This is a genomic window from uncultured Microbacterium sp. (assembly GCF_963524805.1).
Lineage (GTDB): Bacteria > Actinomycetota > Actinomycetes > Actinomycetales > Microbacteriaceae > Microbacterium.
In genome coordinates this window covers 298,282-309,815 of record NZ_CAURGG010000002.1, presented here as the reverse complement: position 1 = coordinate 309,815, position 11,534 = coordinate 298,282, and the positions used below count along the sequence as shown (strand labels likewise).

Sequence of the window (11,534 nt, the reverse complement as noted above, 5' to 3'; positions counted from 1 at the left end):
CATCACCGCGGTTCCGAACCGGCTGGTCGGGCCGCGTCGAGCGCTTCGCGCGCCGCGCGACGGCCCTCTGCGATCAGGCGCGGCACGTCCGCCATCGACCACTGGGCCAGCCCGGTCATATCCGGCTGGATGAGGGTGACGGAGGGGTCCGCCTCCAGCGCGGCGGCACTGGCTGCCACCCGCATCATCCGGACGTTCTCCCACTTCGCGTGAAGGCGCACGACGATGACGGAGGTCGCACCCAGGTGCCGGGCGGCGCTGACCGGCACGTTGTCGACCATGCCGCCGTCCATGAGCAGCTGCCGCCCGCGGCGGACCGGAGGCAGGAGCCCCGGAACCGCGATCGTCGCCCGGAGTGCGACGCTCAGCGGGCCGCGGTCGATCACCACCGGCCGGCGCGTGCGGACATCGGTCGCCACGGCGGCGAAGCGCCGCGGCAGGTCTTCGATCAAGGGGTCGCTGCCGTAGAGGCGCCGGACCGCCTCCGTCAACGCGCCGGCGTCCAGCAGACCCCACCGCGGCCTCCCCCGCATCCGTGCGATCGAACTCCACCGGAAGGCGGCAGCGGCGCGTTCCAGCTCGTCTTGCGGGACCTCGGCGGCGTAGGCGGCGGCCACGAGCGCTCCGGAACTGGTCCCGGTGACGATCCCGGGTCGGATGCCCCGCGCATCCAGTTCCTGCAGGACGCCGACGTGAGCGGCGCCGTACGCTCCTCCGCCGCTCAGCGCCAGCCCTCGCGTGCCGTCCTCGCTCACGTCGTGCTGCGTCGCTCCGGCATCCGCCGCCCTCATGCCCAGCGCCGGCACCATTCGTACATCACGACGGCCGCCGCCGCCGAGGCGTTGATCGAGCGGGTCGAGCCGTACTGCGTGATCTCGACGCTGGCGGATGCCGCCGCCAGGGCCTCCGGTGAGAGTCCCGGACCCTCCTGCCCGAACAGCAGTACGCACCGCTGCGGAAGATCGGCGCGCTGGACGGCCACGGCGCCCGGCAGGTTGTCGACGGCGATGACGGGGAGGGCGGCATCCCGTGCCCACGCGGCGAACGCGGTGACGTCCTCGTGGTGGCGCACATGCTGGTATCGGTCGGTGACCATCGCGCCCCGCTTGTTCCAGCGCCGCTTGCCGATGATGTGCACCTCCGCGGCCAGGAACGCGTTCGCGCTGCGGACGATGGAGCCGATGTTCATGTCGTGCTGCCAGTTCTCGATCGCGACGTGGAACGGATGCCGCCGCCCGTCGAGATCGGCCACGATCGCGTCCATGCGCCAGTAGCGGTACGCGTCGATCACGTTGCGGCTGTCGCCGTGGGCGAGCAGCTCGGGGTCGAGATGCGGCTCGGCGGGCCAGGCGTCGGGTCCTCCCGGCCAGGGTCCGACGCCGTGCGGAAGCTCGGGCTCGGGCTGCGCGTCGGTCACCGCCTCAGGGTACCCGCCGCCCCGTGGCGCTCTCAGGAAGAAGCGTCGGGCGGCCTCTTCTCGGACCCCCCAAGGTGCTGTTCCTCCTGAGAGCGCCGCGGCTTGCGAATATTTCGGCGCACCGAAATCCGCGGTAGAGTCAGGCCGTGCCGAAAGCCACGGTCGACGTCGATCACACCCGCTCACCGCGCTCCACCGCGCGCCTGGCGTGGCTGATCGGGCCCGCCCTCGTCGCGGGGGTCGCCTACCTCGACCCGGGCAACGTCGCGAGCAACATGACGGCGGGCGCGCGCTACGGGTACCTGCTGGTCTGGGTCGTCGTTCTGGGCAACGTGATGGCCTGGCTGATCCAGTACCTCTCCGCCAAGCTCGGCATCGTCACCGGCAAGAGCCTTCCCGAGATGCTCGGCGAGCGCATCAGCCACCGGTGGGCGCGACGGGCCTACTGGTTGCAGGCCGAGCTCGTGGCGATGGCGACCGACATCGCCGAGGTGATCGGCGGAGCGGTCGCGCTCAACCTGCTGTTCGGCATCCCGCTCCTGTGGGGAGGCGTCATCACAGGCATCGTCTCGCTCGCCCTGCTCATGCTGCAGTCCCGCCGCGGTCCTCGCACGTTCGAGTTCGTGATCATCGGGCTGGTCGCCATCATCGCGATCGGCTTCACGTTCGGGGTGTTCATCGCGCCGCCCGAGGCGGGCTCGGTGGTCGCGGGACTGGTCCCCCGGTTCGAAGACACCGGGTCGGTGCTGCTGGCGGCATCCATCCTCGGCGCGACGATCATGCCGCACGCGATCTACGCGCACAGCGCTTTGGCCCGCGACCGCTTCGCGCCCCCGTCCGCCGGGCCCGGCTCCCGCACGCCCGTGCCGCTCGAACAGCTCCGGGGCATCCCGACCCTGCGCCTGCTGCGCGCGACGCGATGGGACGTCAGCATCGCGATGCTCATCGCCGGCACCGTCAACCTCTGCATCCTGCTGCTGGCCGCCGCCAACCTCGCGGGCGTCGAGGGCACCGACACGCTGGAGGGCGCCTATGCGGCGCTGCAGGCCGGTATCGGTCCCGTGGTGGCGACGCTGTTCGCGGTGGGACTGCTCGCCAGCGGGCTGGCCTCGACGAGCGTGGGCGCCTACGCCGGTGCCGAGATCATGCACGGGCTGCTGCGCGTGCGCATCCCGCTCATCGCCCGCCGACTCGTGACCCTCATCCCGGCACTGATCATCCTCGGGATCGGCGTGGACCCGACCCTCGCGCTCGTACTGAGCCAGGTGGTCCTCTCCTTCGGCATCCCCTTCGCCCTCATCCCGCTCGTGGTCCTCACCGCGCAGGCGCGCACGCTCGGCGAGTTCCGCAACCGGATGCTGACGACGACGGCGGGGGTGGCGGCGTCCGTGTTCCTCATCGCGCTGAACGCGGTGCTGCTGTGGCTGGTGCTGACCGGCGCGTAGCCGCGCACGGCCGCCGGTACCCTGAACGCGTGCCCTCCTCGCCCGCCGTCGACGACTACCTGAAGACGATCTACCACCACACCGAGTGGCAGGCCGAGCGCATCACGCCGTCGCAGCTGGCGGCCGAGCTGCGCCTGGCTCCCTCGAGCGTCACCGAGATGGTGCAGAAGCTCGCGGCGCAGGGCCTGGTGACGCATCGGCCCTACGGTCCGATCTCGCTGACGCCGGCCGGCGAGCACCGCGCGGCGTCCGTCATCCGCCGTCATCGCCTCATCGAGACGTGGCTGGTGCGGGAGTTCGGCTACGCGTGGGACGAAGTGCACGACGAGGCCGAAGTGCTCGAGCACGCCCTGAGCGACCGTCTGCTCGAGGGGATCGACGAGCTGCTCGGCCGCCCCCGGTTCGACCCGCACGGCGATGCCATTCCCGATGCCGCCGGCGAGGTGCACCGCGAGCCGTTCGTGCTGCTCTCCGACGCGGCGCCCGGACACTCCGGGCGCGTGCTGCGCGTGAGCGACCGTGATCCCGAACTGCTGCGCGCCGTCGAAGCGGCCGGTGTCGCCGTCGGCGCCCAGGCGACGGTGACGGATGCCGTCCGGCTGCGCATCGAGGGCGCCGAGGTGACCCTTCCGGCCGCCGCCGCCGGCGCGGTCTGGCTCAGCCTCTGACGGAACCGGCGCGCGCCGCGGCGGCGAACGGCCACTTCACGCCGGTCGCCTCCTCGCATACGCCCCACAGGCGCTCGGCGATCTCGGGATCGCGGGTGATCTTCGCCGCGGCCGCGCGGTGCGGCTCACCCTTCGCGCCGAATCTCGGCCCCCAGAACTCACCGCCGTCGATGCCGGGATCCACCAGCGCGCGAACGAGCGTCCATGCGCCGCGCTCCTTGGACTGGGTCACCGCGACCTGCAGATTGTCGGTGAAACGCGTGAGCCGACTCGGACTGTTCACCCCGAGGATGCCGGCGGTGCGACCGCTGGTCGAATACCCCGGGTGGGCGACCACGCTCGTTACAGGCACGCCGGCCGCCCGCAGCCGGCGGTCGGCCTCGAACCCGAGCGCCGCGGTCGCCACCTTGGACTGCACGTACGCGCGCCAGCCCGTGTAGCCCTCGAGCAGCTGCGGATCGAGCGGGTCGTACTTCCAGAGCGATGTCGACATGCTGCCGAGCCACACCATGCGACCGCGTGCCGGGGCCAAGCGCGTCAGCAGGGCTCCGGCGAGCGCGAAGTGGCCGAGGGCATTCGTGGCGAGGACCCGCTCGTGGCCGTCGCCGGTCGTCTCGCGCGTCTTCGGCGGGTGCACGATGCCGGCGTTCAGCAGCAGACCGTCCAGAGCGCCGCGCCCACCGACCGTGGCTGCCGCAGCACGCACCGAACCCAGGTTGCTGGTGTCCAGCAGCAGCGTCTCGACCCGGTCGGCGGCATCCGGGATGCGTCGGCGCACGGCGGCGCGCGCGGCCATCAGCCGGTTGGGGCTGCGCCCGGTCATGTAGACGCGGGCACCGGCCCGCACGAGCTGCTCGGTGGAGAAGTACCCCAACCCGGCGTTGGCACCCGTCACGAGGTAGGTGCGCCCGGTCAGGTCGGGGAGCTGCTCGGGGTCCCACGCGTGCGTTCGCGTCACGTCTTCGACCCTAGAGCGCACGCCGCACCAGCGCGCGCGGCGCTCGGTGATTCGCGGCGAGTCCGCCGCCGGTGCCGCGATCGGCGCGTCGCGCGCTGCGGATAGGCTGTGGCCATGCGGACCCGCGCCGACATCGAATGCTGGCTGACCGACATGGACGGCGTGCTCGTCCACGAGAACACCCCGGTGCCGGGCGCATCCGAGCTGCTGCAGCAGTGGCGCGACCAGGGCACGCCCTTCCTGGTGCTGACGAACAACTCGATCTTCACGCCGCGAGATCTGTCCGCACGCCTGCGGGCGTCGGGCCTGGTGGTCCCCGAGGGGGCGATCTGGACCTCGGCCCTGGCGACGGCCGACTTCCTGCGCAGTCAAGCGCCGGGGGCCAGTGCGTTCGTGATCGGCGAGGCCGGCCTGACGACGGCCCTGCACGAGGCCGGCTTCATCATGACCGAGACCGATCCGGACTATGTGGTGGTCGGCGAGACGCGCAACTACTCCTTCGAGGCGATCACCAAGGCGATCCGCTTCATCGCCGGCGGCGCCCGCTTCATCGCGACCAACCCCGACGCCACCGGCCCGTCGGCGGACGGCGTGCTGCCGGCCACCGGTGCGATCTCGGCCCTGATCACCAAGGCGATCGGCAAGGAGCCCTACGTGGTGGGCAAGCCCAACCCGATGATGTTCCGCTCCGCCCTGAACCGCATCGGCGCGCACTCGGAGACGACGGGCATGATCGGCGATCGCATGGACACCGACATCGTCGCCGGCATCGAGGCGGGCCTGCACACGGTGCTCGTGCTCACGGGCATCAGCGACGCGGTCGAGATCGAGCGGTACCCGTTCCGCCCCGACGAGGTGCTCGACTCGGTGGCGGACCTGCTGGCGGATGAGCCGCTCGAGGCGGAAGAGGCGGACATCCTCTGATGGGCGCGCTCGACGACGGCGAGAGGGTGCAGGCACCGGATGCCGAAACCTGGCGCGCCTGGCTCGAAGAGAACCACCGCAGCTCGACGGGCGCCTGGCTCGTGCGCGCGCGACCCGGGTCGGACGTGGAGGCGGTGGAGTACGAGCAAGCCATTCTGCAGGCGCTGTGCTTCGGCTGGATCGACGGCCCGGTGCGCGTGTTCGACGAGCGTACGAGCGGACTGTGGTTCGCACCGCGCCGACCCTCGAGCGGATGGGCGGCGACCAACAAGGCGCGCCTGATCCTGCTGGAAGAGCGCGGGCTCATGGCCGAGGCAGGCCTGCGTGCGGTCGAGGTGGCCAAGGCGAACGGCGCATGGACGGTGCTCGACAATGCCGAGGCTCTGCGCGAACCCGATGACCTGGCGGCGGCCCTCGACGCCGATGCGGCCGCGCGTGCCGCCTGGGATGGCTTCCCGCCATCGGCGCGCAAGTTCGGCATCAGCACCGTCGACGCCGCGCGGCGTCCCGAAACGCGGGCCGCCCGGATCGCGAAGATCGTGGCGGATTCCGCCACTGGACGCAGGCCCCTGTGAGCGCCGCCGATCAGGCCCTGCTGTTCGCTGCGACCGGGATCGTGCTGCTCGGCACGCTCATCGTATTCGTATGGCAGTACCTGCGCGGGCGCGGCAAGGACTGACCGCTGTCACTGGGGCTGCAGACCGAGATCGTCCAGATCGATCGCCGCGAGCCACCGCAGGCCCGCGCCCTCGACCGCGGCCTGTGCGCCGGTTCTGCGGTCGACGATCACCGCGACCGCGATGGGCTCGGCGCCTTCGCGGCGCAGCGCCTCGACGGCTTTGAGGGCGGACTGCCCCGTGGTGGAGGTGTCTTCCAGCACGACGACCCGCTTGCCCGCGACCTCCGCGCCCTCGACCTGGCGGCCGCGGCCGTGGTCCTTCGGCTCCTTGCGCACGACGAACGCGTCGAGCGGTGCATCGGTGCGCGCTGATTCGTGCATCACCGCGTTCGCGATCGGGTCCGCCCCGAGGGTGAGTCCCCCGACGGCGACCACGCCCTCGACCTCCCGCACGAGGTCGAGCATGATCCGCCCGATCGCCGGCGCGGCCCGATGGTCGAGCGTGAGCTTGCGCATGTCCACGTAGTAGGTCGCCTTCTTGCCGCTGGAGAGCGTGAAGTCGCCGTGGAAGACGGCCTCGTCGCGGATGAGCGCGATGAGGGCGTGTCGGTCGGCTTCGAGCTCGGGCGTGCTGGCGACGGTCATGCCTCGAGTGTACGGATCGGCAGCGAACGATCAGGCTGCCACCAACGGCCGGCTGGTCGCGCCGACCGCGAGGTGGTCGTTCTCGGCCTCCAGCTCGATGACGACACCGCGAGAGGAGTTGGCCTCGTTGGCGATCGTCCGCAGCAACTCGGGGTCGAGCGGGATCGGCTCCATGCAGTCGAATTCGAAGCGCAGGGGAATGGACGGCTGCATCCAGATCGTCGTCCGCCCCGGCTGGTCTCCGTGGTGCACCCAGCTCAGCGTGAAGCTCTCGCTGCGGCGGAGCTTGGTGACGGTGACGGCCTTGAGGTGGGCGAGCACATCGTCGGGAATCCGAACGGGTCGCCCTTCGCACGCGTAATGCAGGTACCCCATGGCTCCACTCCTCTCGCGAAGGGGCCGCTCTCTCACCTGAAACCGATTATCCACTTCTCTCGCCTCCTGTCAATCACTCCTCTTGTGATACTCGGAATCTGTCACACCTCGTGATATATATATCTCTAGCAAGACCGACGCGGATCAACCGGAGGCGCAGCGTGCACGAAGACTTGATCAATCGCGAGGCGCACCATTTGTACGCGGAGCATCCCGAAACCGCCGAAGGGCGACGACTGAGCCGAGAGCTCGCACGGCTGCGCCACGCTGAGCGCCTGCAGGCCGATCGGGCCGTGCGGGCATCCGGGCTCTCGGCGATCGATCTGACAGCCCTGCGGTACCTCGTCCACGCCCAGCGCGAGCAACAGGATGTGAGCCCGAAGGATCTCATCGTCCTGCTGGGCTCCACGAGTGCCACGGTGACGAACATCGTCGAGCGACTCGTGCGCCGATCGCTCGCGACGCGGACGGATCATCCGACCGACCGCCGCGCGCACTTCCTGGTACCCACCGACGGGGCGGTCGAACTCGTGCACCGCGTCTTCGAGGGGCACCATGAGGCCGTGGTGCGTGCGATCGACCAGCTGGAGCCGAGTGCCGCCGGTGCTGCCGCGGAGGCGATCGGGCGTATCGCGGATTCCCTCGACCGCCTCCACGGCGGCGCGTAGCCGGACGGCACGATGCCGCGTCCACGGGTCGCCGTAGGCTGGTCGTCATGCGTCTTGCCACGTGGAACGTGAACTCCGTCCGTGCCCGGGTCGAGCGGATCGTCGATTTCGCGGTCCGCGAATCGGTCGACGTGCTGGCGATGCAGGAGATCAAGTGCAAAGCCGAGCAGTTCCCGTTCGAGCAGTTCGAAGACGCCGGCTTCCACGTCGAGGCCCACGGGTTCTCGCAGTGGAACGGCGTTGCGATCGCCAGCCGCGAGCCGCTCACTGACGTGCAGCACGCGTTCCCCGGCATGCCGGGCTTCGCGAAGGACCACACCGGCGACGATGCCCCGCAGGAGGCGCGCGCGATCGGGGCGACCGTGGGCGGCATCCGGGTGTGGAGTCTGTACGTGCCCAACGGTCGCGCGCTCGAGGACCCCCACTACTACTACAAGCTCGAATGGCTGAGTGCTCTGCAGCAGTACACGTCGGACGCCCTCGCCGCCGACCCCGACCTCGCGCTCGCGCTGGTCGGCGATTTCAACATCGCGCCGACGGATGCCGACAACGGCGACCCCGCCGTCGTCCCGGGATTCTCGACCCACGTCTCCGGGCCGGAGCGCGAGGCCTTCGCCGCTCTGGGGGCGGCGGGGCTCACCGACGTCGTGCGTCCCCTCGTGCCGGACGGATTCACGTACTGGGACTACAAGCGCCTGCGCTTTCCGAAGAACGAAGGCATGCGCATCGACTTCATCCTCGGATCGCACGCGTTGGCGAACGCAGTCACGGGGGCGACGATCCACCGCAACGAGCGCAAGGGCGAGGCGCCGAGCGATCACGTGCCGGTCGTGGTCGACCTCGACCTGGAGGGTCCGGACGACGACGACCGCCCCATGATCTTCTAGGTCCTCACCACACCGCGCTCCGGAGCGACGTCGGCGCGACGCCTCCGCTAGGGTGTGGCGAACCCGACCGCACGCCGCGGTGATGCGCTCGCGCCGGGACCGCAGAAGGGCTCGACATGACCGGAACCCGCCCCGGAGGGGTCACCCTCGTCGCCGTTCTCGCCTGGATCTCGGGGGCGGTGAACATCATCGCCGGGGTTCTGCTGCTGATCGCGTCGATCATGGCGCCGGATGCGCTCTGGTACGGCCTGGTCCAGCTCGTCCTCGGCATCGTCACGATCGTGCTGAGCATCGGCCTGCTGCGCGGCCGGCCGGGTGCACGCGTCGTGATCACCGTCGTGTTCGTGCTGAGCCTGATCTCGGCCGTGTTCGTGATCTTCTTCCAGCAGGCACAGGTCTGGTCGGGGATCGTCTCCGGCATCGCGGTGCTCATCGCCCTCGTCCTGCTGTGGACGGGCCGGGCGAACGAGTTCTTCCGGCCCTGAGGCCGACCGTCTGGTCAGACGACCAGCGCCGCATCGATGTGGAAGGTCTCGGCGAAGCGCTCCAGCAGCGTCGCCTCGCCCCGGAGCACCCGGATGATGCCGCGGTCGATCGCCTCGGTCGGCGTGAGCTCGCCCGAAACCACCTTCCGCACGGCAGGCCCGGCGGCGAAGACGACATCGGGGTCGCCGTCGGGGAGCGCGGCCACGGGCTGCGCGGGCCAGCCGAGCTGTGCGACGCGCAGCTCGGCCCCGGCCACCTCGATCCGCAGAACGACATCCCCCACGTGCAGTTCGTAGTCCGCGGCCGGCAGTCCGGCCGCGGCATCCGGTCGGAACGCCGTCCGCAGCGCCATCGTGAGCGAGTCGGGCGTCACGATGTCCTCCGGACCCGGCTCCCCCATCTGGGCGAACCCCCACCGGCCGAGGGCCAGCACGATCGGCTCGAGCTGCCGCCCGTACGGCGTCAACTCGTAGACGAGCCCCGTCCGGTACAGCGGCGCCCGGCGCACCACACCGCCGTCCTGCAGCTCCTTGAGCCGCACCGAGAGGATGTTGGTGGGGATCTTCGGAAGCCCCTGCTTGAGGTCGGTGTAACGCCGCGGACCGACCAGCAGGTCGCGGATGATGAGCAGCGCCCAGCGCTCGCCGATCAGCTCGACGGCGCTGGTGAGCCCGCAGTACTGTCCGTAGCTGCGTGAGGCCACGCCCTACGCCTGGGAATGCTCGGCCATGTAGGCATCGGGACCCTGCTCCGCCGCCTGGGGATCCATGTAGAGGAACCCGAGGATGTTGCCGTCCGGGTCCTCGAGGTCGCGGCTGTACATGAAGCCGTAGTCCTGTGCCGGCTTCGGCTCGGTGCCGCCGTTCGCCAGCCCGGCAGCCATGACCGCGTCGACCTCGTCGCGCGAGTCGCGACTGAGTCCGATGCTGGTCTGGGCGTGCGTCCTGGGGTCGACGATCTGCTTGTCGGTGAAGGTCGCGAAGTACTCCTTGGTGAGCACCATGAAGTAGACGTTGTCGTCCCACACCATGCACGCGGCGTTCTCGTCGGTGAACAGCGGGTTGATGCCGGCGCCGAGTGCGGTGTAGAACGCCTTCGAGCGCTCCAGGTCCGTGGTGGGCACATTCACGAAGATGCTCGTCATGACTTTCTCCTCATCGATGGAGCCCCGGCACCGCGGCCGGTGAGGGGTCTCCCGTCATGGTTGCAAAAAACAAGCAAGCTTGTCAATAGCAAGCAACTACTCGTTCCGCTCGAGCTCGGCGTGCGGATAGAGGTACTGCCGCTGCAGCCAGTCGCCGAAGCGATTGACCTTCAGGCACGCGGCAGCTTCCCTGCAGCTGATCACGGGGTCGTGCGACGCGTAGAGGGCGAATGTGCCGCTCTTGCGAGCGAGCACGCCGCCGGAGAGGTTCGCCGCCATCTTGGCGCTCGGGTACCCCATCGCGTACATCACGATGGCGGGGTCGACCAGACCGGCGTCGACCGGGGCTGCGAGGATCCTGCCCACCGCGCGATGGTCGGGGTGATCGCCGCTCGAGCCGGTGGCGAAGCCCGGCAAAGGCCCCAGAACCTGTGTGGCATGGTACCCGGCGACCACTTCGGCCACGGTGTTCTGCAGCTGCTCCAAGGTGACCGCCTGCTCGGTGTCCAGCGTGTGCAGCGCGGGCAGGTCACCCGATATCAGCTTCGGGAGGCTCTCGCTGCCCGTGCCGCGGTACCCCCCGCCGCTCACTCCGCCGTCCGGGAGCCGCAGCATCAGCAGGGAGATCCGACCGTCGTTCTCGGGGCGGGTGAGGGTGACGGTCACTCCGTCGCGCAGCAGGACCGACCGATCCACCCACGGACCCGACTGGCCGCGGACCCGGTCGTAGGCGGCGCGGATGCCGACCTCGCGGTTCTCGGCGTACGACGAGTTGCCCTCGCCGGCGTCGGACTCGGTGAAGAAGAACGTGCGCAGGCACTTGCCCTCGTCGAACGCATCCTGCAGAGCCGGGTTGGCGAAGATGAGGTCGTCGTCGTAGTGGGCCCAGAACGACACCACGGTTCCGGCCTCGCAGATCGGCTCGAGCAGCTGCAGCGGTGAGGCGAAGACCGTGCCGTCCGGGTCGACGTGCGACGCGTCTCGTGCGACCACCACCGGGATCTCTGCGCAGTCGGCGGTGGAGGCGTAGAACATCAGGGCATCGGCAGCCCACTGCGACACATCCCGCAGGGGAACTCCGGGAGCTGCCGGGTCAGCGGCGGTCAGCCCACCGCATGCCGCAGCCATCGAGAGGATCTGCTCCCCCGTGAGATTGTTCCGCGCCGGCGGGGGCGCCTCCGTGGGTGTGGGCGTCGGTGTGGGGGTCGCGGTCGCGGCGGCACTCGTGGACGTCGTCGGGACTGCTCCTGCGCGGCCGTCGGGCGCGCAGCCCACAACGGCGAGCAGCATCGCCACAG

15 protein-coding genes are annotated in these 11,534 nt (G+C 70.2%); 7 read left to right on the top strand and 8 right to left on the bottom strand.

Translation table 11 applies throughout. The annotated features are described in order from the left end of the window. Positions 1–2: 2 nt before the first annotated feature. Together RWQ91_RS05860 and RWQ91_RS05855 are read right to left on the bottom strand one after the other, a co-directional pair. A complete protein-coding gene (locus RWQ91_RS05860) occupies positions 3–809 on the bottom strand; it encodes a patatin-like phospholipase family protein (RefSeq protein WP_314503508.1) in 807 nt (268 codons plus the stop codon). Further along, positions 788–1,417, bottom strand: a complete 630-nt coding sequence (locus tag RWQ91_RS05855; protein WP_314503506.1) for a TrmH family RNA methyltransferase — start codon at positions 1,415–1,417, stop codon at positions 788–790. Before RWQ91_RS05855 ends, RWQ91_RS05860 begins: the two co-directional genes overlap by 22 nt. A gap of 146 nt (positions 1,418–1,563) precedes the next feature. Here RWQ91_RS05855 and RWQ91_RS05850 point away from each other — a divergent pair, with 146 nt between their 5' ends. Further along, the gene (locus RWQ91_RS05850) at positions 1,564–2,862 is read left to right on the top strand and encodes an Nramp family divalent metal transporter (RefSeq protein WP_314503504.1); all 1,299 of its coding nucleotides are present in this window, start codon (positions 1,564–1,566) and stop codon (positions 2,860–2,862) included. 29 nt (positions 2,863–2,891) lie between these two features. Then, entirely contained in the window at positions 2,892–3,530 is a 639-nt protein-coding gene (locus RWQ91_RS05845; protein WP_314503502.1) for a metal-dependent transcriptional regulator, read from the top strand. Here the strand turns inward: RWQ91_RS05845 and RWQ91_RS05840 are convergent. Continuing rightward, positions 3,520–4,488: an SDR family NAD(P)-dependent oxidoreductase gene (locus tag RWQ91_RS05840; protein ID WP_314503500.1), complete on the bottom strand. Its 969-nt coding sequence runs from the start codon at positions 4,486–4,488 to the stop codon at positions 3,520–3,522. The genes RWQ91_RS05845 and RWQ91_RS05840 overlap by 11 nt on opposite strands. 114 nt (positions 4,489–4,602) lie before the next feature. Here RWQ91_RS05840 and RWQ91_RS05835 point away from each other — a divergent pair, with 114 nt between their 5' ends. Together RWQ91_RS05835 and RWQ91_RS05830 are read left to right on the top strand one after the other, a co-directional pair. Beyond that, complete coding sequence (locus tag RWQ91_RS05835) at positions 4,603–5,412, top strand: HAD-IIA family hydrolase (RefSeq protein ID WP_314503497.1); 810 nt, start codon at positions 4,603–4,605, stop codon at positions 5,410–5,412. After that, complete coding sequence (locus RWQ91_RS05830) at positions 5,412–5,987, top strand: YdeI/OmpD-associated family protein (RefSeq protein ID WP_314503494.1); 576 nt, start codon at positions 5,412–5,414, stop codon at positions 5,985–5,987. Before RWQ91_RS05835 ends, RWQ91_RS05830 begins: the two co-directional genes overlap by 1 nt. Positions 5,988–6,097: 110 nt before the next feature. Here the strand turns inward: RWQ91_RS05830 and pyrE are convergent, their stop codons facing one another. Together pyrE and RWQ91_RS05820 are read right to left on the bottom strand one after the other, a co-directional pair. Continuing rightward, positions 6,098–6,676: an orotate phosphoribosyltransferase gene (gene pyrE / locus RWQ91_RS05825; RefSeq protein ID WP_314503493.1), complete on the bottom strand. Its 579-nt coding sequence runs from the start codon at positions 6,674–6,676 to the stop codon at positions 6,098–6,100. Positions 6,677–6,706: 30 nt separating this feature from the next. Then, a complete protein-coding gene (locus RWQ91_RS05820) occupies positions 6,707–7,051 on the bottom strand; it encodes a hypothetical protein (RefSeq protein WP_314503490.1) in 345 nt (114 codons plus the stop codon). A gap of 161 nt (positions 7,052–7,212) precedes the next feature. Between RWQ91_RS05820 and RWQ91_RS05815 the strand changes: the two genes are divergently transcribed. The 3 genes from RWQ91_RS05815 (at position 7,213) to RWQ91_RS05805 (ending at position 9,091) form a co-directional block, all read left to right on the top strand. After that, a complete protein-coding gene (locus tag RWQ91_RS05815) occupies positions 7,213–7,719 on the top strand; it encodes a MarR family transcriptional regulator (RefSeq protein ID WP_314503488.1) in 507 nt (168 codons plus the stop codon). Positions 7,720–7,766: 47 nt separating this feature from the next. Beyond that, positions 7,767–8,606 (top strand): exodeoxyribonuclease III, encoded by an 840-nt coding sequence (locus tag RWQ91_RS05810; protein WP_314503487.1) that lies wholly within the window; start codon positions 7,767–7,769, stop codon positions 8,604–8,606. 116 nt (positions 8,607–8,722) lie between these two features. Continuing rightward, on the top strand, positions 8,723–9,091 hold the full coding sequence (locus RWQ91_RS05805; RefSeq protein WP_314503486.1) for a hypothetical protein: 369 nt from the start codon (positions 8,723–8,725) through the stop codon (positions 9,089–9,091). Between the two features lie 14 nt (positions 9,092–9,105). Here the strand turns inward: RWQ91_RS05805 and RWQ91_RS05800 are convergent, their stop codons facing one another. From RWQ91_RS05800 to RWQ91_RS05790, 3 genes are all read right to left on the bottom strand, one after another. Beyond that, positions 9,106–9,795, bottom strand: coding sequence for a helix-turn-helix domain-containing protein (locus RWQ91_RS05800; RefSeq protein WP_314503484.1), 690 nt, complete (start codon positions 9,793–9,795; stop codon positions 9,106–9,108). 3 nt (positions 9,796–9,798) lie between these two features. Continuing rightward, positions 9,799–10,236, bottom strand: a complete 438-nt coding sequence (locus RWQ91_RS05795; RefSeq protein WP_314503482.1) for a VOC family protein — start codon at positions 10,234–10,236, stop codon at positions 9,799–9,801. Positions 10,237–10,332: 96 nt separating this feature from the next. Further along, positions 10,333–11,526, bottom strand: coding sequence for a PIG-L family deacetylase (locus tag RWQ91_RS05790; RefSeq protein WP_314503480.1), 1,194 nt, complete (start codon positions 11,524–11,526; stop codon positions 10,333–10,335). Positions 11,527–11,534 lie beyond the last annotated feature (8 nt).

What these genes read in the sequence shown, in the direction of transcription:
- RWQ91_RS05860 (WP_314503508.1), bottom strand. Translation starts at nt 809, where the DNA reads ATGGTGCCGGCGCTGGGCATGAGGGCGGCGGATGCCGGAGCGACGCAG.
- RWQ91_RS05835 (WP_314503497.1), top strand. Translation starts at nt 4,603, where the DNA reads ATGCGGACCCGCGCCGACATCGAATGCTGGCTGACCGACATGGACGGC.
- RWQ91_RS05830 (WP_314503494.1), top strand. Translation starts at nt 5,412, where the DNA reads ATGGGCGCGCTCGACGACGGCGAGAGGGTGCAGGCACCGGATGCCGAA.
- pyrE (WP_314503493.1), bottom strand. Translation starts at nt 6,676, where the DNA reads ATGACCGTCGCCAGCACGCCCGAGCTCGAAGCCGACCGACACGCCCTC.
- RWQ91_RS05820 (WP_314503490.1), bottom strand. Translation starts at nt 7,051, where the DNA reads ATGGGGTACCTGCATTACGCGTGCGAAGGGCGACCCGTTCGGATTCCC.
- RWQ91_RS05810 (WP_314503487.1), top strand. Translation starts at nt 7,767, where the DNA reads ATGCGTCTTGCCACGTGGAACGTGAACTCCGTCCGTGCCCGGGTCGAG.
- RWQ91_RS05805 (WP_314503486.1), top strand. Translation starts at nt 8,723, where the DNA reads ATGACCGGAACCCGCCCCGGAGGGGTCACCCTCGTCGCCGTTCTCGCC.
- RWQ91_RS05795 (WP_314503482.1), bottom strand. Translation starts at nt 10,236, where the DNA reads ATGACGAGCATCTTCGTGAATGTGCCCACCACGGACCTGGAGCGCTCG.
- RWQ91_RS05790 (WP_314503480.1), bottom strand. Translation starts at nt 11,526, where the DNA reads ATGCTGCTCGCCGTTGTGGGCTGCGCGCCCGACGGCCGCGCAGGAGCA.